This is a genomic window from Agromyces sp. NPDC052230, assembly GCF_040679595.1.
Taxonomy (GTDB): domain Bacteria; phylum Actinomycetota; class Actinomycetes; order Actinomycetales; family Microbacteriaceae; genus Agromyces.
In genome coordinates, this window is sequence record NZ_JBFAVC010000008.1 from 111,645 (window position 1) to 134,303 (window position 22,659).

At 67.8% G+C, this 22,659-nt stretch carries 27 protein-coding genes; 16 read left to right on the forward strand and 11 right to left on the reverse strand.

Annotated elements, in window-relative coordinates; all coding sequences use genetic code 11:
- Positions 1–279 precede the first annotated feature (279 nt).
- The 3 genes from AB0K73_RS17225 to AB0K73_RS17235 all read left to right on the forward strand — a co-directional run bounded on the left by AB0K73_RS17225 (position 280) and on the right by AB0K73_RS17235 (position 3,043).
- A complete protein-coding gene (locus AB0K73_RS17225; RefSeq protein ID WP_360515855.1) occupies positions 280–1,188 on the forward strand; it encodes an Ltp family lipoprotein in 909 nt (302 codons plus the stop codon).
- A gap of 378 nt (positions 1,189–1,566) precedes the next feature.
- Positions 1,567–1,812: a helix-turn-helix domain-containing protein gene (locus tag AB0K73_RS17230; RefSeq protein WP_360515858.1), complete on the forward strand. Its 246-nt coding sequence runs from the start codon at positions 1,567–1,569 to the stop codon at positions 1,810–1,812.
- Positions 1,805–3,043 carry a HipA domain-containing protein gene (locus AB0K73_RS17235; protein ID WP_360515861.1) on the forward strand — a complete coding sequence of 413 codons (1,239 nt, stop codon included), beginning with the start codon at positions 1,805–1,807 and terminating at the stop codon, positions 3,041–3,043. The genes AB0K73_RS17230 and AB0K73_RS17235 overlap by 8 nt, the downstream gene beginning before the upstream one ends.
- A gap of 84 nt (positions 3,044–3,127) precedes the next feature.
- Here the strand turns inward: AB0K73_RS17235 and AB0K73_RS17240 are convergent, their stop codons facing one another.
- On the reverse strand, positions 3,128–3,544 hold the full coding sequence (locus AB0K73_RS17240; protein WP_360515864.1) for a hypothetical protein: 417 nt from the start codon (positions 3,542–3,544) through the stop codon (positions 3,128–3,130).
- A gap of 525 nt (positions 3,545–4,069) precedes the next feature.
- Between AB0K73_RS17240 and AB0K73_RS17245 the strand changes: the two genes are divergently transcribed.
- Positions 4,070–4,426, forward strand: coding sequence for a hypothetical protein (locus AB0K73_RS17245; protein WP_360515867.1), 357 nt, complete (start codon positions 4,070–4,072; stop codon positions 4,424–4,426).
- A 142-nt stretch (positions 4,427–4,568) separates the two neighbouring features.
- Here AB0K73_RS17245 and AB0K73_RS17250 read toward each other — a convergent pair whose 3' ends face one another.
- The gene (locus tag AB0K73_RS17250; protein ID WP_360515870.1) at positions 4,569–5,273 is read right to left on the reverse strand and encodes an SGNH/GDSL hydrolase family protein; all 705 of its coding nucleotides are present in this window, start codon (positions 5,271–5,273) and stop codon (positions 4,569–4,571) included.
- A 605-nt stretch (positions 5,274–5,878) separates the two neighbouring features.
- On the opposite strand from AB0K73_RS17250, the gene AB0K73_RS17255 reads away from it, so the two are divergent.
- Positions 5,879–7,291 carry a DUF222 domain-containing protein gene (locus tag AB0K73_RS17255; protein ID WP_360515873.1) on the forward strand — a complete coding sequence of 471 codons (1,413 nt, stop codon included), beginning with the start codon at positions 5,879–5,881 and terminating at the stop codon, positions 7,289–7,291.
- Between the two features lie 129 nt (positions 7,292–7,420).
- On the opposite strand, the gene AB0K73_RS17260 is transcribed toward AB0K73_RS17255, so the two are convergent.
- From AB0K73_RS17260 to AB0K73_RS17270, 3 genes are read right to left on the reverse strand one after another with little or no spacing between them, the layout of a single operon-like run.
- Positions 7,421–7,927: a hypothetical protein gene (locus AB0K73_RS17260; protein WP_360515876.1), complete on the reverse strand. Its 507-nt coding sequence runs from the start codon at positions 7,925–7,927 to the stop codon at positions 7,421–7,423.
- Positions 7,924–8,052: a hypothetical protein gene (locus AB0K73_RS17265; protein ID WP_360515879.1), complete on the reverse strand. Its 129-nt coding sequence runs from the start codon at positions 8,050–8,052 to the stop codon at positions 7,924–7,926. The genes AB0K73_RS17260 and AB0K73_RS17265 overlap by 4 nt, the downstream gene beginning before the upstream one ends.
- Complete coding sequence (locus AB0K73_RS17270; protein ID WP_360515882.1) at positions 8,053–8,295, reverse strand: LysE family transporter; 243 nt, start codon at positions 8,293–8,295, stop codon at positions 8,053–8,055.
- Positions 8,296–8,545: 250 nt separating this feature from the next.
- Here AB0K73_RS17270 and AB0K73_RS17275 point away from each other — a divergent pair, with 250 nt between their 5' ends.
- Complete coding sequence (locus tag AB0K73_RS17275; protein ID WP_360515885.1) at positions 8,546–8,740, forward strand: hypothetical protein; 195 nt, start codon at positions 8,546–8,548, stop codon at positions 8,738–8,740.
- Positions 8,733–9,095, forward strand: coding sequence for an EthD family reductase (locus AB0K73_RS17280; protein ID WP_360515888.1), 363 nt, complete (start codon positions 8,733–8,735; stop codon positions 9,093–9,095). Before AB0K73_RS17275 ends, AB0K73_RS17280 begins: the two co-directional genes overlap by 8 nt.
- A gap of 53 nt (positions 9,096–9,148) precedes the next feature.
- Here AB0K73_RS17280 and AB0K73_RS17285 read toward each other — a convergent pair whose 3' ends face one another.
- A complete protein-coding gene (locus tag AB0K73_RS17285) occupies positions 9,149–9,493 on the reverse strand; it encodes a MarR family transcriptional regulator (RefSeq protein WP_360515891.1) in 345 nt (114 codons plus the stop codon).
- A 217-nt stretch (positions 9,494–9,710) separates the two neighbouring features.
- On the opposite strand from AB0K73_RS17285, the gene AB0K73_RS17290 reads away from it, so the two are divergent.
- Positions 9,711–10,598: an alpha/beta hydrolase gene (locus tag AB0K73_RS17290; RefSeq protein ID WP_360515894.1), complete on the forward strand. Its 888-nt coding sequence runs from the start codon at positions 9,711–9,713 to the stop codon at positions 10,596–10,598.
- Between the two features lie 57 nt (positions 10,599–10,655).
- Here AB0K73_RS17290 and AB0K73_RS17295 read toward each other — a convergent pair whose 3' ends face one another.
- A complete protein-coding gene (locus AB0K73_RS17295) occupies positions 10,656–11,267 on the reverse strand; it encodes a DUF2867 domain-containing protein (RefSeq protein WP_360515897.1) in 612 nt (203 codons plus the stop codon).
- 61 nt (positions 11,268–11,328) lie between these two features.
- On the opposite strand from AB0K73_RS17295, the gene AB0K73_RS17300 reads away from it, so the two are divergent.
- Entirely contained in the window at positions 11,329–11,886 is a 558-nt protein-coding gene (locus AB0K73_RS17300; protein WP_360515900.1) for a TetR/AcrR family transcriptional regulator, read from the forward strand.
- A gap of 195 nt (positions 11,887–12,081) precedes the next feature.
- On the forward strand, positions 12,082–12,483 hold the full coding sequence (locus tag AB0K73_RS17305) for a hypothetical protein (protein WP_360515903.1): 402 nt from the start codon (positions 12,082–12,084) through the stop codon (positions 12,481–12,483).
- A 769-nt stretch (positions 12,484–13,252) separates the two neighbouring features.
- Here AB0K73_RS17305 and AB0K73_RS17310 read toward each other — a convergent pair.
- Positions 13,253–13,603 carry a metallopeptidase family protein gene (locus AB0K73_RS17310; protein WP_360515905.1) on the reverse strand — a complete coding sequence of 117 codons (351 nt, stop codon included), beginning with the start codon at positions 13,601–13,603 and terminating at the stop codon, positions 13,253–13,255.
- Positions 13,604–13,657: 54 nt separating this feature from the next.
- On the reverse strand, positions 13,658–14,452 hold the full coding sequence (locus AB0K73_RS17315; RefSeq protein WP_360515908.1) for a DUF4239 domain-containing protein: 795 nt from the start codon (positions 14,450–14,452) through the stop codon (positions 13,658–13,660).
- Positions 14,453–14,610: 158 nt separating this feature from the next.
- Here AB0K73_RS17315 and AB0K73_RS17320 point away from each other — a divergent pair, with 158 nt between their 5' ends.
- Positions 14,611–15,006: a hypothetical protein gene (locus AB0K73_RS17320; RefSeq protein WP_360515911.1), complete on the forward strand. Its 396-nt coding sequence runs from the start codon at positions 14,611–14,613 to the stop codon at positions 15,004–15,006.
- 113 nt (positions 15,007–15,119) lie between these two features.
- On the opposite strand, the gene AB0K73_RS17325 is transcribed toward AB0K73_RS17320, so the two are convergent.
- Positions 15,120–15,476: a hypothetical protein gene (locus AB0K73_RS17325; protein WP_360515914.1), complete on the reverse strand. Its 357-nt coding sequence runs from the start codon at positions 15,474–15,476 to the stop codon at positions 15,120–15,122.
- Between the two features lie 464 nt (positions 15,477–15,940).
- Between AB0K73_RS17325 and AB0K73_RS17330 the strand changes: the two genes are divergently transcribed.
- From AB0K73_RS17330 to AB0K73_RS17350, 5 genes are all read left to right on the forward strand, one after another.
- Positions 15,941–17,230 (forward strand): extracellular solute-binding protein, encoded by a 1,290-nt coding sequence (locus AB0K73_RS17330; protein WP_360516414.1) that lies wholly within the window; start codon positions 15,941–15,943, stop codon positions 17,228–17,230.
- A 78-nt stretch (positions 17,231–17,308) separates the two neighbouring features.
- Complete coding sequence (locus tag AB0K73_RS17335; protein ID WP_360515917.1) at positions 17,309–18,304, forward strand: sugar ABC transporter permease; 996 nt, start codon at positions 17,309–17,311, stop codon at positions 18,302–18,304.
- Positions 18,301–19,230: a carbohydrate ABC transporter permease gene (locus tag AB0K73_RS17340; protein WP_360515920.1), complete on the forward strand. Its 930-nt coding sequence runs from the start codon at positions 18,301–18,303 to the stop codon at positions 19,228–19,230. The genes AB0K73_RS17335 and AB0K73_RS17340 overlap by 4 nt, the downstream gene beginning before the upstream one ends.
- A gap of 1 nt (position 19,231) precedes the next feature.
- A complete protein-coding gene (locus tag AB0K73_RS17345; protein ID WP_360515923.1) occupies positions 19,232–20,671 on the forward strand; it encodes a GH1 family beta-glucosidase in 1,440 nt (479 codons plus the stop codon).
- Between the two features lie 91 nt (positions 20,672–20,762).
- Complete coding sequence (locus tag AB0K73_RS17350) at positions 20,763–21,818, forward strand: LacI family DNA-binding transcriptional regulator (protein ID WP_360515926.1); 1,056 nt, start codon at positions 20,763–20,765, stop codon at positions 21,816–21,818.
- Here the strand turns inward: AB0K73_RS17350 and AB0K73_RS17355 are convergent.
- On the reverse strand, positions 21,772–22,650 hold the full coding sequence (locus tag AB0K73_RS17355) for an LLM class flavin-dependent oxidoreductase (RefSeq protein ID WP_360515929.1): 879 nt from the start codon (positions 22,648–22,650) through the stop codon (positions 21,772–21,774). The two genes, AB0K73_RS17350 and AB0K73_RS17355, sit on opposite strands and share 47 nt — an antisense overlap.
- Between the last annotated feature and the right edge of the window lie 9 nt (positions 22,651–22,659).

A 22,659-nucleotide genomic window follows, 5' to 3' on the forward strand; every position in this document is an offset into this window, starting at 1 on the left:
GAGATTCTCGGGGCTGATCTGAGCCATGATGCGACCATAGCGGGCCGGAGCCGCGGCTAATGAGCCGAACCACGGTAGCCACGGAGCCGCCAGGCGAGGGGTCGTTTTCGGCCGTCGATCTTTGGGGAGTGGGGGCCATTCCGGAGGGGTGGCGCGCTTTCGAAGGTTTGCGCCGAGATTGAGCGCACCGCGATCGGAACGCCCTTAGGACCTTGGGCCCTCTGCCAGCGACTCCGCTCGCAGGAGACTTTGAACGAGGCCCGCGAGAAGGAGGCTCACATGACCGAGCCCGTGCATCACAAGCCCGGCGATATCGTCAACGGGCACCGTCTTACCGAGCAGCCTGACGGGTCGCGGGTATGGCTGCCGGTCAACGCAGCCCCAGAGCACGAGCCTGCCGAGGTTGCTGCCCAGTACAAGCCCGGAGACGTCGTGAACGGGCACCGCCTCACGGACCAAGACGGCACCCTGAAGTGGTCACCGGTGGTCGAAGCCGAGCCGAAGAAGAGTCGCAGGGGCGAGTGGATCGCCTGGGGCGTTTCGGCCGCTGCAGTATTCGTGCTGCTCACCGTTGGGATCGTGAGCGTGATCACTGCTGACCGACCGGACTCCACAGGCGCCGAAGCTCCCTCCGTCGAGGTCGCCGAGCCCGAGCAGCAGCCGGAGGCTGAGCCGGAACCGGAGCCGGAGATGGTGACAATCCCGAGCACCATCGTCGGCATGACCGCCGCTAGCGCGACCGCCGCGCTGAAGGGCATCGGGCTCGTCGTGAACTACAGCGGACCCGGCGACGCGACCGTGACCGCGAGCGACCCCGCGCAGGGTGCCGAGGTGGAGGAAGGCACCGTCATCACGTTCACCGTGCAGGAGAAGCCGAAGCTCACCCTGGCGCAGGAGAATGCCCTGCAGCAAGCGCAGCAATACCTCAGCCTCATGCCGTTCAGCCGACAGGGACTCATCGACCAGATGAGCAGTCAGTACGGCTCCGGCTACCCGGTGGATGTCGCGACGTGGGCGGTGGACTACCTTAACCCCGACTGGAACTCCGAGGCGGCTGAGGCCGCAAAGTCCTACCTCGAGGTCATGGCCTTCAGCCGTGATGGGCTCTACGAACAGTTGACCAGTGAGTACGGCTCTCAGTTCACGCCGGAGCAGGCGAACGCCGGGCTTGCCGCAGTCGGGTACTGAACGTCCAGACGGGCCCGCCAAGAGATTCCCTGGCACAGCCCGGAGGCCTCTGTTGCAGCTCGCGGCAAGGGCGGAAGGTCGCTCCTCCTCGGACGGGGCTCGCCCGGCGCGAGCTGGCGGAGTCGGAGTTCAAGGTCTCGGCGGGAGTTGGTGCCTTGACCGCGAGTACCCCGGTGTCTTGGATGGCGCCGACCATCATCAGTGACACCTCGTATAGGCGGAGCTCTCGCGTGAATAGGTCGATGGCTCGCTCACGGTCGCGATCACGCGCAGCCGCCGTCGACCCGCATCGTTGATTACGAAATCGTGTTCGCAGTTCTTGACTACGAAAACGTAGTAAGCTAGATTCATTACGAATTCGTAGTGGAGGATCATCCGATGACGTACCGCGGCCGCGTACCGAACGCCGAGACCCTCGGCCTGATGCTGCAGCAGGGCCGGCTCGCTCGCGGGCTGAGCCAGCGCGAGCTCGCCGGCGAGCTCGGGCTCACGCAGCGGTGGGTCTCCGAGATGGAGGCTGGCAAGCCGGGCAAGCTCACCGAGCGGCTCTTCGCGATGCTCGACGCGACGGGGGTGCGGCTGTACGCCGAACTCGACGAGCCGACCGGGTCCGACGATGCCTGAGCTGACCGTCGAGCTCTACGGACAGGAGGTCGGCCGCCTGGTCGGCGCGGACTGGCGGCGATTCGACTTCGAGACATCCGGCAACGCGATCGAACGTTTCGGACTGGGCAGCACGCTGCTTTCGACATCCGTGCCGCTGGTGCCGTTCGGGAACCGCTCGCAGGTCGCGCGGCGACGCAACTTCTTCGCCGAGCTTCTCCCCGAGGGCGATCTGCTCACCGACCTCGCCGCGCAGGCCCGCCTGCCCGAGTACGACGTGCTCAGCCTGCTCGCCCACTACGGTCGCGATGTCGCCGGCGCACTGCAGATCTACGACCCTGCGGTACCCGGTGAACCGCGGACGCCATTCACCACCGCGATCGATGAAGCCGCGATCGGTGCGCTCCTCCAGAACCCCGCCGCGCGGCCCCTCGGCAACGACCGCGCCACCGGCAAGACCTCGCTGAACGGCGTACAACCAAAGGTCGTGCTCGCCCGCATCGACGACGCGTGGCACCTTGTGCACGACGGATACCCGTCGACGCACATCCTGAAGCCCCAGGTCGCGCGGTACCCGACGATGATCTTCGACGAAGAGTATGGGGCACGCATCGCCCGATCGCTGGGCCTGATCGAGTACGCGACGTGGATCGAGGAGTTCGGCGACATCCCTGCGCTCGTGATCGAACGCTACGACCGGTCGACGGATGCCCCGACCGGGCGTGTGCACCAGGAGGACATGTGCCAGGCGCTCGGCATCCCACGCACGCAGAAGTACCAGGAGCAGGGTGGCGCCGCGACGCTCGACCGCATCCAGACGCTCGTGAGGTCGAAGGCCGACCGCGCCTCGGTCGAGCGGCTCGCGAGGATGGTCGTGCTCGCCGTCGCCATCGGAAACGTCGACCTGCACGCCAAGAACCTCGCGCTGCTGCATCCGTTCGATGCACCGGCGGCGCTCGCGCCCGCCTATGACACCGTACCGCTGCGCCACCAGCCCAACGACGGGCGCATGGCGTTCGCCGTGAACGGCGTGTACCGGCACGCCGACGTCACCATCGACGACCTCGAGACGCAGCTCGGCTCGTGGTCGGTGGAGGCCGGCGAGCTCGTGCGGCCGACCCTCGAGCGCATCGCCGAGGTCGTCGAGGCTGAGACGCCGCACCCGGCCGCGTACGCCGGGCTGCGGCGAGAGATCGGCGGGTTCGTGTCGGACCTGCTCGCCGGCGAGCCGGTGGGCACGCAGCAGGGCTGAGACGCGGCTGCGTGTGTCAGTTCGATGGCCTCTGCGATATGGTGCACCACCCGATCGGCGAGGATACTCGGAGTCGAGCAGCGCTCATTCTGACCTGCTCCGTCTGACTCGTCGACTCCGGGGGAACCGATGACCACAGCAGAGCCGCCGACGGCGGCCGAAGGGCGATTCGAGCCGGTTATCGGACAGGATGCCTTCGAAGTCGAGTCGCCGAGTGCGATCAGTAGCCGAGCCGGGCAGTATCTCGCCATGGGCACGGCCGCGTTCGGCACGGCCGGCCAGGCCGCCGACGTCCGCGATGATGCAGAAGCGCTCGACGTTCCCTTCGTCGCCCCAGCTGGTGGCGAACACGAACTCTGGCGCGAACAGGATCGCCTCGACGACCTGACCCGCTACGCATTGCAGGATCACGGTGCATCCGATTTCCGAAAATGGCAACCGCAGTCGCCGAGTCGTCGAGACGATGAGGTCGCGCTTTGGCGGAACGTCGAGCTGACACATTCGGCTCCGTCCTTGCTCGCACTGCTGAACTACTCCCTCGGAAGCGAGCACGAACTCCAGCGAGTCGCCGCGGCTACTGCGCTCACAGGTTTCAGTCGGGGCGGTCTCGCTGTCGCCAACAGCGTTCTGGCGAGTGCGCTCACCTCGACAGATGAGCACGTTGCGGAGATCGCCCGTGCCGCGACCGGATCAGACGGCGAGGTTGCAGCTGCACTCGAACCGCCGCCACGCGGGCCGAGATCCAGCGAATCACCTGTGGCCGGTCCACCAGAAGTAAGCATCGCCGTCCACGGCACGTGGTCCCAGGTCACAGCCGACCCGTGGTACGCGCCCGGGCGGCCTCTGCACAGTCACATCCGATCCACGTCCACGACAAACCTCTACAACGAGGCGACCTACTTCACCTGGAGTGGCGAGTGGTCGCAACATGCACGCGACGCTGGCGCGGCCGACCTGCCGGTGTGGCGGGACTCGCTCGCTCTTCCGCCCCTCGATACGGTCTTCGCGCACAGCCACGGTGGCAACGTGGCGTTGACCGCGGCGGCGAACGGCGAACGCATCCGGCTGCTGGTGACGATGCACACCCCCGTCCTCCCGCGACCCGACGAGCAGTGGGCGGCGATTCGAGCACATGTCGCCCGCGTGCTTGTCATGCGCACACGGCTCGACCATGTTGTGCTCGCCGACGGATTGGCTACCGGGAGCACCCAACGCTTCGACCATGCGAAGCTTCCGCATAAGCCGGTCGTGCTCCACTGGGCCAACAAGGACGCCTGGTTCTCGCACAGCTTCTTCACCAAGCTCGACGGCTGGACGAAGTACGACCTCGCGGGCACCATCATGCGCGAGCGGGTCTACGCCGGCCAGTTCGCCGTGGCCTGAACCGAAGCTGATCGCCGCGTCGGCGCCGGCCTCCGCGTCGCCGCAGACGCGGACGACGGCAGACATCGAAATCTGCGATCACTGAGTTGTACTCGCACGGCGAGGGCGGCGGCGCGCTTCGCCGCCTCGGGGCTCAACGGTGTCATCCGACTCTCAGCGCCTCGGCGATCGCATCGCCGAGCACTCGGGAGCCCTCCTCTGACGGGTGGATGCCGTCGGAGGTCATCCCGTCCTGGTACCTACCGTCGGCGTCGCGAAGCCCGGCCGACGCGTCGACGAACCGCCACCCGCGCGCACTCGCCAGCTCCTCGAGGCGCTGGTTGAGCTCAGGAGCCCCCTGCGGGTAGGCGGCCATCGGCGGGACCGACACCACGACGACGTCCGCGATCCCGACGGTCTGGACGATCCGGTCGAGGTTCGCCGTCGTCTCGGCGAACGGGACGGCGAGGGCGTAGTCGTTGGTGCCTGCGAGCAGCACGAGCGTCTCAGCGTCGACGGGCACCACCGACTCCGCCATGGCCGCCGTCGTGGCGCCCCACTCGGCCCAGCCGCCGGCGAAAACGAACCCTTCATCACACACGAAGGACACCCAGGACACCGGGTCGATGTCCCCCGCGGCGAAGTCGGGGCTTTCGGCGTGAGTGATCGAGTCGCCGATGACCGCGACGGTCGGCCCGTCGGCGGTCGAATCGCATGACGCCGGACGCGCCGACGCCGACGGCGAGGCCGTCGAGCCCGGATTCGACGTCTCCGACGCTGGGTCGCGCGACGGCGACGTGCCGGGCGCGCAGCCCGAGATCATGAGACACACCGTCGCCGCGGTCATGATCGCGGCAACCGCGGGCAACCGCCGCCTCCCCGTACGGTCAGCGTTCATCGACATGCAGGAACCCACCATTCACTCGGATGAATCGCCTGATGCGGACCCTCACCGGGCCGCGTCCTCCGAATGTAGAAGGGATGGCAGCGACTCGGGAAGGGGATGCACCGGGTTTCCTGATATCCGGCGGTCACAGGTCCGCGATCGGCGCGGGCGTGGCATCCGCTCGCCACGTGGGGCATTACGTCGCAATGGAAGCCCCCGAACCACGGTTGCGGGAACCGACCCAACGACGCCCACCCGACCCCTCGACCAGCAGCCACTCGCACATTGTCGACTGCACCTCGACCGCATCCGGTAAGGTCCGGGTGCGGCGCCGATTCGAGGCGGGCGCAGAGCACCGGCCTACAAGAGCTGGACGACGAGAACCGACATCGCATCAGTAGGCCACCGGGCGCGGGTCGAGCGTCACTCGTCGATCGCGCTCCGCAGCACGCAAGAATTGACGGATGCCTCGAGCCCGACTTGTCCTCCACAGGGGCCGCCCGGGGCAAGTTCTCCACAGGTAAATGGCTGATCATCGCCGCTTTCCTGCTGCAACGAATGTCGGTGGGTGGGTGCAGGATCGAAGCATGGAACATCAGCCCCCGCCCGAGCACCTCGAGCCGTTGGTCGCGCTCGAGCGCGACGTTGCCGCAGTGCGCGCGGCGTGGGCGGGCTCGATGCCGGCTTGGGGTGCCATCCGCGGTGCAGCGCAGGTCGAGGTCGAGCAGATGAGTGATGCCGGGCTGGTGCAGGTCACCGATGCGCTCGCGAAGATCCGGCGCGATGTCGACGTGCTGCTCGCGAGGGCGGCCGCCGAGGTGACGAAGCGATCCGGGCGGGAATTCGGTGACACCGGGTTGGCGAAGGCGCAGGGGTTCCACAATCCCGTCAGGTTGATCGCGGCGTCCATTGGGGCGTCCCGCACCGACGCGCAGCGGCTGATCGGGGTTGGCACCGCCACGGCGCAACGCCAGACCTTCAGTGGTGAGCGGCTGCCGTCGCGGCACCCGCACGTCGCTGCCGCGCTGGAGGCGTCGAAGATCGGCATCGAAGCGGCATCCGCGATCACCCAGATGCTCGACCGCGCGTCGTCGACGGCCGACACGTCCAGGATCGACATCGTCGAAGCCGCGCTCGTCGACCTGGCCGCGCGGGTGCCGCTCGAGACGCTCAACCGCGGCGTGCGCGAGGCCGAAGCGCGGCTCGACCCCGACGGCGTCGAACCTCGCGAAGAGCTGCTCCGCATGGAGCGTTCGCTGACGATGCGTGAAGACGGCCGTGGCATGCTGCACCTGCACGCCCGCCTCGACCCCGAGAGCGCCGCCCCCATCAAGACCGCGATCGAGGCGCTCGTCAGCGACACCCTCCGCCGACGCGAAGCCACCGACGGCGACCCCGCACCGGTCGTCGACGACCGGCGGTCGATCCCCCAGATCCAGGCCGACGCGCTCGCCTCGCTCGCCCGCCACACGCTCGGCTGCACCCAGACGCTCACCCCGCTCGCGAAGACCACGGTCGTGGTCCGCGTCGACCACGACACCCTCGTCGAAGGCCTCGGGCACGCCCGCATCGACGGCATCGACCAGCCCATCTCCGCCGGTACCGCCCGCCGCATGTCGGCCGACGCCGAACTCATCCCCGCCGTCCTCGGCGGCGACAGCCTCCCACTCGATCTCGGCAGGGCCGCGCGACTGTTCACCAAAGCACAACGCCTCGCGCTCGGCGAACGAGACGGCGGCTGCGCCTCCTGCGGCCAGAACATCGGCTACGTCGAGGCCCATCACATCGACTGGTGGGAACGCGACGCCGGCCCCACCGACCTCTCGAACGGAGTCCTCCTCTGCAGTTTCTGCCACCACATGATCCACCGCGACGGATGGCACATCCGCCCGGGCCCCAGCGAGGTGTGGTTCATCCCACCACCGCACATCGACCCCGCCCAAGTCCCACGACTCGGCGGCCGCGCACGATTCGAACTCCGCGAAGGGGCGGCGGCGTGACGCCGCCCAGCGGTCATGCGATGACGAATGCGTCGTGGCTGGTCTCCGCGGCACAGCCCGAACGGCCGAGGCCGCACCCCCAGCGACTGACCCTCGACGACGGTGACGACCCTCCCGACGCGCAGGCGCTCATGACGGCTTGTGGGCGGCCGTCCGGACGTCCTGCATGAGCCGAGGGGTGCGCCACACGCCGACCAAGGTGAACCACCGGCCAGGGGGATACGCCAGTCGCACCACGAAGTAGTTCACATACTCGATCACTCCGAACGCCCACACCGCGAGCACGCCCAGCGCGACCCCCACCGATTCGGGCCACCACACGATCACGCCGGCGAGTCCGGCAGCCAGGAGCGCCACGTCGGCCACCCGGAACACCCGGAGCAGGGCGGCGGATGCGGCGGGCATCGGTTCGAGCTCCACCCAGCTTCGCGCACCGAGCCAGTAGACCCCCGCCTGCACGAGGACGACGAACAATGGCGTGAGCGCCGACCAGAGCGCCGCGACATCCGTCGGGCTGCTGAGGCGCGGAGCAACGAACCAGATCGCAACGGCCGCGAACACCACGGCGGCGGCAAGTTCGCCGGAGCCGAGACTGAGGTACTTGCGTCGCAACGTTCTGCGCCGCTCCCCTGTCATCCGGCCAGCGCACCGGGGGTCCGATGCCGCGCGAGAAGCCCGCGCGACCTCGCGGTCTCGGCGCGCGCCTCGAGGGCGAGCCGCCCAGCGAGCAGCACGTACGTCGCTGCGAAGGTGCGTCGCATTCACGCGACCACCCGTGGGCGGCCGAACACCTGCCGACGCATCGCCGCGGCGAAGACGCCGTGCACCGCGAACACCACGAACGTCACCGCCATGAACACCGAGCTCAGCCAGATCATCGTCAGGCTCGCGTTCGCCGCCGACGCCGGCACGAACTGCGGAAGGAACGCGAAGAAGAAGTTCGTGAGCTTCGGGTTCAGCAGGTTGATGAACACGGCCGTTCCCGTCACCCGCCAGAACGACACCGGGGTCCGCGCGCCGTCGACCTCGATCGCCGAATTCTCACCGCTCGCCGGCGGCGAGGTCGGCGGCGCGCGTCACCGCCTCTGGACTCACCTCGGTGGTCCACCCAGTGACCCCCGGGGTCCCCGGGCATCAGCGCCCGGGTACGCGGGCATCGGATCCCGGGTGTCCCCCGGGCGCGACGGAGACCCGACGAACGACACCCTGAGAGCGGCTGGATCGATCGATCCGTCCCCGAACAAGGAGGCCATCATGACCACGACCGAGACCACGACGCCCGCCGGAGCCGGTGCGCAGGGCGGGCCAGCGACATCCGTCTACTCTGCTGCGGCGCGGCGGGTGCGCGAGTCCCACACGCACGCCGTCCCGGAGGCGGCGAACGGGCCGGCGATCGGTCGCGACGGGTACACCATGCAGGAGATCGGCGACGGTGACGATCATGGATGAAATCAAGCTGTCGCTCATCATCGACAACCCCTCGCGACCGATCGCGTTCGAAAGTCGATTCCCTGCGCTACTCGATCTCGCCGGCACCCTGCCGGGACTGCTGCGAATCGAGACGGCCCGGGTCTTCCCGAGCGCCGACGGGTCGCCCGCACCGGCGCATCGGACGGTCGACCTCTATTTCGCCTCGTACGGAGCGGCGAGTCGAGCCACCGGTACACCGGAGGCGGCGACCTTCTTCGAAGGCCTGACGGGCACCGGCGGAACGTTCATCCGCCTGCTCAGCCACGTCGAGACCCACGGCCGCGCCACAAGCGTGACCGAGGATGGCGACGAACGCGCGCCTCACGCGGCATGACGCCGCCGCACACCGGTGCCGTCTTGGCGCTCGCTCGGTGGCCCGGACGAGACTCAGTCGAGTTCCTGTGCAACCCAGCCGGGCGCCTCGATCCTGACCGCCGAATTGCCGACCAAGGTCTTCAACGCCGCCTCCAGCGAGGAAAGTTCCGAAGCACCGATCTCTCGTTCGAATGACTCGCGCAGCTCTTCGAACAGCGCCTCACCGGCGCGCATCACCTCGAATCCCAACGGCGTGACGTCGAGGCGCTTTCGGCGTGCATCGGCCGGATCGGTCTCGCGGTCGACGTATCCGCGCTCGACCAGGATCGCGATCGTCTTCGCTGCCGCCTGCTTCGACACCGACACGCGTCGGCCGAGTTCGGAGGCGCTGTCCGCACCCGCGGCGATGGCGCGCATCGCGAACTCGTGGACGGGTCGCACGTCGGAGTAGCCCTGTGACTCCAAGCCGGCGACCACCTCGTCGACCATGCGCCGATATGCGCCGAGAAGGAGCAACGCCAGCTCGGCACCCGATCGCGACATGAACCAAGCCTATGATCAATCATTTTCGCAAACGACAATCAAGTTGTCTATAATAGACAATGCGGTTGACTATTTGAGGAAGCGAGACAATATGGATATCACCACCTCGACCCCGACGTTGACGGGGATCACACACCACACGGCGAGCGTCAATGGGACGACCCTGCACTACGTGTCGGCCGGCACGGCGGGATCGCCGGTGCTCCTGGTGCACGGCTTCCCCGAGACCTGGTGGGCGTTTCACAAGCTGATCCCGCTGCTCGCCGAGCAGCATCGCGTCTTCGCGGTCGACCTGCGCGGCTTCGGCGACTCCGCGAACGACGGCGACGACTTCAGCAGCGCGACCGCCACGGAGGACCTGCACCGACTCATCGCGCACCTGGGCGTCGGCCCGGTGCACCTCGCGGCACAGGACGTCAGCGGCGGCGCCGTCTTCCGCCTCGCGGCAACGCACCCAGAGGTCGCGCTCAGCCTCACCGCGACCGAGCTGGGGCTGGCCGGGTTCGGACTCGAAGGGTTCGCGGATGTCACGCACGGCGGTTCCTGGCACATCGGCGTCCTCGCGGCACCGGGGATCGCGGACCTGCTCTTCACCGGACGTGAGCAAGAGGTTCTCGGAACGTGGGCATTCCCGTCGATGACCGCCGTGCCTGGCGCCGTCGGGGAGGAGGACCTCGACGAGTTCGTCCGCACGTACTCGCGTCCGGGCGCGTGGCGCGGCGCGACCGGGTTGTACCGGTCCATGCTCTCGGAGGGCGACGAGCTCAGGGAACTCGCCGCATCCCGCCCGCTGCGCATGCCGGTGCTCGCCGTCGGCGGGTTCGGCGGCCCCTTCACCGAGGCCACCATGCGGCAGGTCGCCGAGGGCGTGGTCACGTCCGTCCTGCTCGACGGAGTGGGGCACTACGTCGCGATGGAAGCGCCCCACGCGCTGGCCGACGCGATGACCGAGTTCCTCGACCGCGTCGACCAGGCTTGACTCGCAGCGACCGAGCGAGTGTTCGTTCCTCCGGGCGACCCGGCCGCTGCATCCGTCTCACCGCTCGCCGGAAGCGAGGTCGGCGGCGGGCTTCGCAGACCTCCAACGACGCTCGAGTCCGCCGAGCAGCGCCGGGTAGATGATCGTGTAGCGGAACGGCTTGATGAATGCCATGTAGAGGCGCCCGAAGAATCCGTTGGCCTTGACGAGCACCGCCATCTGCCCGCGGTACCCGCCCTGGCCGTCGGGGACCCAGCCGAGGTGCATGACCGTGTGCACGGTGCGATTCGCCAACTCGGCGGCCCACTCGTCGTCGAGGTGGTACATGGTCGTGAACCGGTCGTCGAACGCGAGCCGGATCGGCCGATCGTACAGGTCGGCGGGCATCCGCTCGCGCAACGATCGCACGCGCGAACCGAGGCCACTGCCGTCCTTGTCCCACCCGAGGATGGCGCCGAGCCGCCAGCGCAGGTCCCACAGGAAGCGGACGATGGCCGGCGCGCCCTGTGGGAAGTCGGTATTGACCATGGCGGACAACAGGTCGTCGAGCTGCCCGGGACCGCCGGGCGTGTCGAGCTCCCACACGTCCTCGACGGCGAAGTCAGGGGTGAGCTCGTGGATGCGCCATGGGTGGGAGATGTGCTCCTCGATCGGCAGCCTTCGCGACACGGTTGATCCTCTCGCGTTCCATACATCGGTGTATGGTGCACAATACACTACTGTATGGAACATGGCGACACGCAGTGGCAAACCCCTGCTCTCACGTGACGATTGGGCGCGCGCGGCGTTGCGGGCCATCGAGCGCGGCGGGGTGAAGGGCGTCGCGGTCGATCGGCTCGCGAAGGAGTTCGAGACCACCAGGGGAAGCTTCTACTGGCACTTCCACGACCGCGACGACCTGATCGCCGCAGCGCTGGAGCTCTGGGAACGTGAGAACACCACCGACCGCCTCGGCGTTGTCCTCTCGATCGACGACCCGTTGCAACGTCTGAAGGCCGTCGTGGCAGAGGTCTACGAGCGTCCCGTCGACGAGATCGAGGTGACGCTCGTCTCGGAGGCGCACGAACCGCCGGTCGCTGCGGTCTTCGCACGCGTCACGCAGGCGCGACTCGACGTGCTCCGCAGCACGCTGGTCGAGGTGGGCCTCCCCGAAGCCGAGGCCGAGCGACGCGCCTGGCTGGCGTACGCCCTCTACCTCGGCCATCACCAGCTTCTTCGCAACCCGGACCTCGCGGCGCGAGGGCCGGCGTCGATGCAGTTCGTCATCCGGTTGCTCACGAGTCCGTGAGAGCCACCGTCTCCACCATCCCGCTCCCACACCGCGGGCGGCAGGTCCTGCCCTGTCGACGGCTGATATCGATGGAGTTCGTCATCCGGTTGCTGACGAGTCTGTGAGACCACCGTCGGCTCAGGGCTCACACCTCTCGGATATCCGTGGAGCGCACGGATGCCGCAGCCGCACGCGGCGCGTAGCTTCGCGCCCATGACACCTGAAACAACCGAACGGCCCGCCGTCGCGGCGCCCGAAACGAAACCCTCCTCGCTCGACAGGATCCCTCTGTGGGCACGCATCATGGTGCCCGTCGTCGTTCTCGCGGGCGGCGCGGCAGTGGTCGCGAGCGTCATCGCCACCGGATCACCGGAACCGGCCACCGCGGAGTCCCTGTGCCGCTCCGCCGCGAAGGCCCAGCTCGAGGCGCGCGAGCGCACCGACATCGACCTGTCCCGACGCTTCGAGATCACCTCGGCGGATGACGCGCAGCGCGTGTCGGGCACCGTGACCTTCGTCGACGACTCGGGCACCACTCGGTACGCTGCCGTCCGATGCATCATCCGAGCCGACGGTGACACGATGCAGGTCAGGAGCGTGCGCTTCTCCGAATAGTCTCCTCCACCTGCTCCCACACCGCGGGTGGCAGGTCGTGCCCGCCGCCCGGCAACGCGACGAATCGAGACCCGCGGATGTCGCGCCAGCGCCTCTCCGTTCCCGATCGGGAAGAGCGGGTCCTCGGCGCGGTGCATGCCCGGCGAGCAGCGCACCGTGTCGGTCCAGATCGCACGGTCGTACACCTCGTCGAATCGGTCGCCGGCGTAGTCGCGGTCGATCTCGACGAGGTACGCGATCACGGCACCGGGGTCGCTCCAGTCGGGCTCGGGCCGCGGGTTCGCCCACGCCTCGTGCATCCGGGCCGTGGCGCCGGGCAGGTCGGGGTCGGCCTGGAACATCGTCGGGCTCGTCGACACGAGCGTGAGTGCGCGAACGCGGTCGGGGTTCTCGAGGGCGGCGAGTTGCGCGACCCATCCGCCCGCAACCCTTCCCGTCGGGTGCCTGGTGGCCCGAGCGTCGTCTCCCCCGTGCCGCGCTGGTCGTACCGCACGACCGAACGTCGGCGATCGACGATGAGGCGGCAGAACTCGGGCCGCCACCAGTCCATGGATGAATCCGCACCCGCGACGAGCAGCACGAGCGGGTCGTGCGGAGAACCGATGAGCTCCGCGGCGATGACGGCGCCGTCGGGTCGCGCGACCCGCAACGATCGGACCTCGGCTCGCGGCATCCGTGCACCCATGTGTTCAAGCATCGTTGCGAGGCGGATGCTGCGCCACCGATCGACGGTGGTCCCCTGACGTGAGGCTCGGCGGCGGAAGAACGCCTACGCCCAACCGAGCTCGTGGAGGCGCGCGTCGTCGAGCCCGAAGAAGTGACCGATCTCGTGCACGAGCGTGACGTGGACCCGCGAACGCAGCGCGTCGAGGTCGGCGCTGTGCTTCTGCAGGTTGTTCTTGTACAGCGTGATCCGATCGGGAAGTTCCCCGAAGCCGTAGGTCCCGCGCGTCGTCAGGGGATGCCCGCGGTACAGCCCGAACAGCCGCGGTCGCTCCCCCACCGGCTGATCCTCGACGACGATCGCGACATTCTCGAGCCCGCGCACCATGTCGTCGGGGAGCGCATCGAACTCCTCGGAGACCATTTGCTCGAAGTCGTCATCGGAGATCTCGACCATCACCCCATTGTGCGCGCACTCGCCGTTGCGGGCACACCCGCGCACGCAGTAGCACTACTCGCGCGCGTCGATGATCTGTTCGAGTACGCGCTCGTATGCCCCCGGGCCGATCGAGATAGCCCCGGCGTAGGGGTGGTCCATGTCGGCCGTGACGAAGATGACGAGGCCGATGAACAGCCCGAGCAGCCCGGCCATGAGCATGTGCAGGCGCGGATTGGCCACATGAATGAACGCGATCAGCACCGCATTGACCGCGGCCCCGACCCAGATGACGAGCCAGAAGAGGGGCGGCAGGGCGAGGGCGGTGGCGTCGATCCGCGCTCGCCGCGACTCGATGAAGGCATCGAAAGTGGCGAGCGCCTGCTCGAATTCCGCCTGATCGGTACGGGTGTCGGCCTCGACGGTGTGCAGGAGCCGCTCGAACTCGTCCACCTGGGCGTCGCTGGCTTGCGGGAGGATCCCCGACGCCTGATCGGGGAAGTCGACCTCGATGACCGAGTGCATGTAGGCGTCGAGGACCTGCCGCATCGGATCGGCGACCTCATCGGGCAAGCCGGTGGTCGCGCGGAAGAGCGCGCCCACACGGCCCGCCTCCTCGATCGTGACCTGGCGCGTGTAGGAGAAGTTCTCGTAGACCGACACCGCGACGAGGGCGAGCAGGATGCCGAAGAACACGCCGAACGTGCCGATGACGTGGGCGAGGGCTCGGTCCCACTCCTTCGTGTCGCTGACGAGCCGGTGCACCGCCGGACGGAGTGCCAGCACGATCAGGCAGGAGACCATCACGAACGCACCCACGAAGAACGGCAGCGTGATCAGGATGCTCGTGTCGTAGAACCAGTCCAGCATGGTCGCTCCCAGCCCCGACGACAGACGGCGACCTCCCGCCCGTCGATGAAGGTCAGCCTACGGATGCCGCCCAGTCGCGCACCATCCCCCGGGTTGTGAACGTTGACGCATCGGGGGCACGGGCGTAGACCTGAGACATCCGACAAGGAGGTGCCGCAATGGCGAAGGATCTTCTGGTCACCCTCAAGGATGTGCCGGGCGAAGGGGCTCGACTCGGCGAAGCGCTTGGCAACGCGGGCGTCAACATCGAGGGCCTCTGCGCGATCATGGAGGGCGGAACGGGCGCCGTGCACATTCTCGTCAACGACGTCGCGGGCGCCAAGGCGGCGCTCGAGGGCGCCGGCATCGCGGTCGAGGCCGAGACCGATGTCCTCGTCAGTCCAGCGCTGCCCGGCCCCGACGTGGACACGCCGGGCAGGTTCGGTGCGATGGCGCGCGCGCTCGCGGATGCCGGGATCAACATCTCACTCGTCTACGTGGCCGCCAGGAATCGCGTCGTCCTCGCGACGAGCGACAACCAGCGGGCCACGCAGCTGCTGCAGTCGATGATGTAGCGCCTCATCAGGGGGAAACGCTCGGGCGGAGGACCAGCCCGGGCGATCGGGAGCGCCCACATCGCCCGCGTGCAAGGAGTGAGCCGGGCCAGCCCAGTCGTCGACGAACACCGCTATCGCGCCGGGCAGCTGATGCCGACCGCGGCCAGGTCCCGCTTCCACGTCGTGCCGGCCAGGGCCACACCGAACGCGTCGACTGCGGCGTCGAACGTCGACGGGTCGCCGGACTCGGCCGCCTCCGCGATCTTCGCCTCTGCTTCGTCGGCCCACGCCCGGAAGTCGTCGAACAGGTCGGCCGCCTCCCGTTCAGAATCCGACACGGGGATCGAGTCGACCTGCTCATCGAACGCCCTGCGCAGTTCAACGCGTTCCGGCCTCAGACTCACATAGCTCTCGAGCGTTTCCGGGCCACCCCTGCCCGCGAGCGAATCCGCCACGAGTTTGCGACACAGATCGTTGAGCTGCGTCACGTCATCGGCGGTGCTCGACGCGTTCGGAGTCGCGGTCGTGGCATCCGAGTCGCTCACGCCGTTCTCGGATGCCCCTGCGCACCCTGCGGTGCACGCGATCACCAGCGAGAGAGCGATCACGATCGACCATCGCCGCATGCCACCGATACTTCTCCCCGGCACGGAGGTCGTCAACCGAACCCAGCCCAGGCGGTATGTCTTGCCACCCGCTTCACGCGGCTCGTGGACGAACGCCGTGCGGCGGACATGTCCCCTGTTCTTCCGGTGACTGGAAAGCATTTTGTGGTGCACGGCGCGAAATGCATGGGCGCGCTCCCATCCGCCTATTGACGCGGATTCGATAAGCCCGTACGGTGTGTCACGACCGTGTGGGCGCGCTCCCATGGCATTGCATGGGAGCGCGCCCACGGCCTGCCCCAACGCACAAGAACCCACGCACGAACGCACACAAGGGAGTGACCGTGATCTCATCACGAAACAGGATCGCCGCATCCATCGCCGGTGTCGCAGCATTGGCCCTCATCACCACGGGCTGTTCATCCGGCGGGGGCGGAGGTGACGATGAGAAGATCACGCTCTCCATCACGACGTTCGGCACGATGGGGGTCGACGCCAACTACGAGAAGTACATGGAGGAGAACCCCGACATCACCATCGAGGCGACGAACCTCGAGGGTGGCGGCGCGGCGCGTGACGACGCCTACGCGAAGATCGCAGCCGGAACGGGCCTCAGCGACATCGTCGCGATCGAGGAGGGATGGCTCGGCACGATCTTCGAGGTCTCGGACTCCTTCGTCGACCTGCGCGACTACGGCATCGAGGACGTGAAGGACGACTGGCTCGAGTGGAAGTTCGACCAGGGCACCGGCCCCGACGGAAAGGTCATCGGCGCCGGCCTCGACATCGGGCCCCAGGGTCTCTGCTACCGCGGCGACCTGTTCGAGGCCGCGGGCCTGCCGAGCGAGCGCTCAGAGGTCGCCGCGTACTTCGGCGGTGAGGATGCCACGTGGGATCGCTTCTTCGAGGTCGGCAAGGAGTACGTCGACAAGAGCGGCAAGGCGTTCTGGCACAGCCCCCGATTCTTCTGGAACTCGTTCGTGAACCAGCAGGAGGAGGGGTACTACAAGAAGGACGGCGAGACCCTCAACATCGAGGACAACGCCGTGTTGAAGGAGCACCACGCGAAGATCGTCGAGGCCGAGATGGCGGGCCTCGGCGCCGGCCTTCCCGGTTGGGAGGTCGGACCCGAAGCCAAGGCCGGTGACTTCGCCGTCTACATGTGCCCGAGCTGGATGCTCGGCATCGTGCAGGGCTACTACGACGAGGGAACCACCGACAGCGGCTGGGACTTCGCCGACGTCCTCCCCGGTGGCGCGGCGAACTGGGGTGGCGCGTTCCTCGGCGTCTCCGAGTCATCCGAGCACAAGGAGGAGGCAGCGAAGCTGGCACTCTGGCTCGCTGCTCCCGAGCAGCAGGCCGCGGCCTTCGAAGAGGCGGGCCCGTTCCCGAGCACGACTGAAGGACAGGAACTCGTCGCCGAGACCACCAACCCCTTCTTCAACGATGCTCCCGTCGGCGAGATCTTCGCCGCGCGAGCGGAGGGCGTGATCGCACAGGTCAAGGGCCCCGAGGACTCGAACATCCAGGACAACGTCTTCGGGCCGACCTTCGACCGAGTGAGCCAGGGCGAGATCACGGATGCCGAAACCGCATGGAAGGAAGCCATGAAGCTGGTCGACCAGCTCGTCGGCTAGTTCACCCGGGCGGCTCGACGGATCCCGTCGAGCCGCCCGACCCTCGCACCACGCATCGTCTCGCGGATTGGCTCAACGATGACCAGCTCAACACTGGGCCGACCGGCCCGCCCCGACCTGACCTTCCGACAGAAGGTCAGTCGCTTCGACTACAGGTTCTCCCCGTTCCTCTACGTCGCGCCGTTCTTCATCCTGTTCGCCGCGATCGGCGTCTTCCCGATCGTGTACACCATGAACGTCTCCCTCTACGACTGGCACCTGCTCAAGGGGCAGGGCGACTTCGTCGGACTGCAGAACTACGTCGCCGTCCTGTCCGACCCGTTCTTCTGGAACGCCTTCGGCAACACGGTCAGCATCTTCCTGCTGTCGGCGATCCCCCAGCTCGTGATCGCCACTGGGATTGCGGCGTTGCTCGACCAGGCGATCCGGGGAAAGACCTTCTGGCGGATGAGCATCCTGCTCCCGTACATCGTGGCGCCGGTCGCGGTCACGGTCATCTTCCTCCAGATCTTCAGCCAGTTCCACGGCCCCATCGCCGGGCTCCTCGAGCTGTTCGGGCTCGATCCGATCCGGTGGACCTTCGACGTGCTGCCGTCGCACATCGCGATCGCGACCATGGTGAACTGGCGCTGGACCGGATACAACGCCCTCATCCTCCTGGCCGCCATGCAGGCCGTTCCCCGTGACGTGTACGAATCGGCCGCCCTCGACGGTGCGAACAAGCTCCGCCGCTTCTGGTCCATCACGATCCCGATGATCCGGCCGACGCTCATCTTCGTCGTCATCACCGCCACCATCGGCGGACTGCAGATCTTCACGGAGCCGAAGCTCTTCGACAGCCGGACGAACGGTGGCGGCTCACGCCAGTTCCAGACGATCGTGCTCTACCTCTACGAGCTCGCATTCCCGAGGCGCGACTTCGGCCAAGCGTCGGCGACCGCGTGGATCCTGTTCCTCATCATCGTGCTCGTGGGGTTGATCAGCTTCGCCGTCACCCGTGCCATCCGCACCGCAGACGTGAAACCGCCTCGGTCGAGCGCCGCGTCGGTCGGCGCCCAGCAGGGAGAGTCATGACCGCCACGCTCACATCACCGAAGTCGCCCAAGTCAACGAAGTCGCCGTCGGTCGAAGACCGCCGAATCGTCGACGCCGAACGGCGCGCCCGACGCAGGCGCGCCTACGAACGGCCCGGGGTGCTCACGTATGCGCTCCTCGCCGCCTTCTTCCTGGGCTCCGCGTTCCCCCTGTGGTGGTCCTTCGTCATCAGCAGTCGCCAGTCGTCGGACACGAACCTCGTGCCGCCCGCCGTGCTGCCCGGCGCCAACTTCCTCACCAACGCCGCCAAGGTGTTCGACACCGTCCCGTTCCTCCAGGGGTTGCTGAACAGCATCATCATCTCGGGGGCCATCACCGTCTCCGTCGTGTTCTTCTCCACGCTGGCGGGGTACTCGTTCGCCAAGCTGCGGTTCCGCGGTCGGAACGGTTTGATGCTGGCGGTGATCGCCACCATGGCGATTCCGACGCAGCTCGGCATCATCCCGCTGTTCATGTTGATGGCGGAATGGCACTGGGTCGGCACCCTCCAGGCGGTCATCGTGCCCGGCATGGTGACGGCGTTCGGTGTCTTCTTCATGCGTCAGTACCTGGTCGACGTGATCCCCGACGAGCTCATCGAAGCCGCCCGGATGGACGGGGCCAGCATGTGGGGAACGTTCCGACATGTCGCGATTCCGGCGGCACGGCCCGCGATGGCCGTCCTGGCACTGTTCACCTTCATGGCCGCGTGGACGGACTACCTGTGGCCGCTCCTCGTGCTCAGCCCGCGGAATCCGAGCGTGCAGACGGCGCTGGCTGCGCTGAGCGCCGCCGGCGGACAGAACCCCGACAACGCGATGGTCCTCGCGGGCGCCGTGCTGTCGGTGATCCCCCTCCTCATCCTCTTCATCGTCGCGGGCAGACAGCTCGTGGCCGGAATCATGCAAGGCGCAGTGAAAGGCTGATATGACCATCGAGAGTTCGACACGCACGAGAGACAGCCCGGACTACCGGGATTCGGGACTCGAGTTCCCGACCGGATTCCTCATCGGCTCCGCCACGGCCGCGTACCAGATCGAGGGCGCGGCGACGGCCGACGGGCGGGGTCCGTCGATCTGGGACACGTTCAGCGCCACGCCCGGCAAGATCGTCAACGGCGACACGGGCGACGTGGCCGACGACCACTACAACCGTCTCGACGAGGATCTCGACCTGATGGCCGAACTCGGACTCGAGGCCTACCGTTTCTCCATCGCATGGCCTCGCATCCAGCCGCTCGGATCGGGAGCCGTGAACGAGGCCGGCCTGGCCTTCTACCGCCGACTCGTCGACGGGCTCATCGCCCGCGGCATCCGCCCCATCGCCACGCTGTACCACTGGGACCTCCCCCAAGCGCTCGAAGACTCGGGCGGGTGGACCAATCGGGAGACCGCCTACCGGTTCGCGGAGTACACGCGGCACGTGGCGGAGGCGCTCGGTGACCGCGTGCCGGTCTGGACGACGTTGAACGAACCGTGGTGCAGCGCCTTTTTGGGCTACGGGTCGGGCGCACACGCCCCTGGCCGCACCGACGGCGACGCGGCGCTCCGCGCCATGCATCACCTCAACCTGGCGCACGGCCTCGCGGTGCAGGTGCTCCGCGAGGTCGTGCCCCAGGCCGACGTGTCGGTCACGCTGAACTTCCACGTCGTTCGTGGAGACGGCGACGCGAGTTCCGACGCCGTCCGCCGCATCGATGCCCTGGCGAATCGCGCCTTCACCGAGCCGATGCTGAACGGCGGATACCCCGCCGACCTGATCGAGGACACGGCATCCGTCACCGACTGGTCGTTCGTGCTCCCGGGCGACGCCGAGATCATCCGGCAACCGCTCGACTTCCTCGGGGTCAACTACTACTCGACGACACGCGTGCGAACGTGGGACGGGGTGTCACCGCGCGAGCGGGCCGACGGACACAAGGCGGCCGGAGGTTCCCCGTGGCCCGGCAGCGATCAGGTCGAGTTCCTGCGTCAGGACGGCCCGTACACGGCGATGGGCTGGAACATCGCTCCCGACGGGTTCGAGCATCTCCTCCTCTCGCTCCACCGTCGGTTCCCCGGCCTGCCGCTCATGATCACCGAGAACGGGGCGGCATTCGATGACGAGGTGAGCGGCGATCGGGTGTTCGACGACCAGCGCACCGACTACCTTCGGCGGCACTTCGCCGCCGCCCATCGGGCGATGCAGCAGGGCGTCGACGTCCGCGGCTACCTCGTGTGGTCGCTGCTCGACAACTTCGAGTGGGGGTACGGATTCAGCAAGCGATTCGGCATCGTCCACGTCGACTACGACACCCAGAAGCGCACCGTCAAGGACAGCGGGCGCTGGTTGGCCTCGCTCATCGAGACCCGCGTGATCCCTGCATGAAGCGGCGTTTCGTTTTGACATACGGTGATGCTGTGGCGCATTCGATCCGAGGAACCCCCAGAGCCGCCCGACGGGCGGCAGGAGACGAGACGTGACGACGGAGACGCCCCTCGACCCGGCGAACCTGAGCCCGACCCTGGAGGGAGTCGCGGCGCTGGCCGGCGTGTCCAGTTCGACGGTGTCGCGTGTCATCAACGGTTCACCCCGGGTCACGGAGGAGACCGTGGCCCGCGTCAACGATGCGATCGCGCGGCTCGGATACGTGCCGAATCGGGCCGCCCGCAGTCTCGTTCGCCGGCGAACGCAGACGATCGCGATGGTGATTCCCGAACGCACAGCCGAGTTCTTCGCCGATCCGTACTTCGCCGAGGTCATCCAGGGAGCGGCGATGTACGCGTCATCGACCGACTACTCGCTGACACTGCTGATCGAGTCGGAGGGCGATCCCGAGAAGACACACCAGTTCCTCCGGCGAGGCAACGTCGACGGCGCGCTGATCCTGTCGCACTTCAGCGCCTCGTCGGCGTACCTCGAGTTGTCGCGATCGATTCCGGTGGTGTTCGGCGTGCGTCCCTCCGGCGACATCGACGCCGAGATCCACATGGTGGACGTCGACAACGTGGCGGCTGCCGCGCTCGCGACACAGCACCTCATCGATCGTGGCCGCACACGCATCGCGACGATCTCGGGTCCGTTGAACACGTCGGCCGGGCGCGAGCGGCTCGAGGGGTGGCGCGCGACCATCGACGCCGCCGGTCTCACTCCCGGCGACTGCGAAGAAGGCGACTACACCCCCTCGGGAGGGGCGGCGGCGGCGCAGCGGCTTCTCGACAGCACGACGCCCTTCGACGCCGTCTTCATCGCTTCGGCACAGATGGCCTCGGGGGCACTGGTCGTATTGAAGGAGCGGGGACTGCAGGTACCCGGTGACGTCGCCATCGCGACCCTCGACAACAACGCCTTCTCGACGAACACCAACCCGCAGCTCACCACGGTCGACCTGCATACGGCAGACAAGGGAGCTGCGATGGTGAAGGCGCTCGTGCAGTTGATCGAGGGGGCGACGATCGACCCGGTCACCCTCGTGCCGATCGACCTCATCACGCGCGACTCCACCCGAGCGCGACGTCGCCCGCCTGCCGCATGAATCCTTCGAGATCGGGTTCGTCGGATGTCGGTTGCAGCACCACCGCGTCGACACCGGCCGCGAAGAACCGATCGGCGGCTTCGGCGACGGCGGAGGCATCACCCACGGCCGCGTGACACTGGTCGTCGGGCATGTTCCAGATGCTGAGCTCGCGAGCCATGCGCGCCTCGGCCTCGGCTCCGCCGAAGGCCGCCAGGAGGTAGACGACCACCTCGTTGCGCCCGTCGCGCTCAGAGGCGTGGCGGCCCGCGGCGATCGCGGCCACCGCCTCGGCCGCACGTTCGCGCGTGGTACCGCCGGTCAGCACGGTGCCGTCGGCCACCTCGCCCGTGAGGTGCAGCGTCTTCGGCCCCTCGCCTGCGGCATACACGGGCGGCACCACGGCCGGCGGCCAGTCGAGTCGCACCCCGTCGAGTCGAACGTAGCGGCCGTCCGTCGTCACTTCGTCGCCGGCGAGCAGCTGCCGCAACGCCGGGACATACTCCCTCATGAGGGTCAGGGGCGACGCGACCCGGCTCCCGGTCTGCGCCATCCAGCGCTGCACGCCGTGCCCCACGCCCGCCGACAGACGGCCGGGGAACATGCCTGCGATGGTCGCGATCTCCATGGCCGTGATCGCGACATTGCGCAACGGCATCGGTGCGACCCCGATTCCCACGCGCAGCCGGTCAGTCCAGGCGAGAGCCGCAGCGGCCGACGCGAACGCCGACTCCTGGAAGCAGTCCTCCCAGAGCCAGAGCTCGGGCACTCCACCCGCCTCGGCCGCCTCGACGACGCTGCGGAGCCGCTCGGGTGGGAATGAGGGAGGGAAGATCGCTCCGATTCGATGCATGAGCTCATG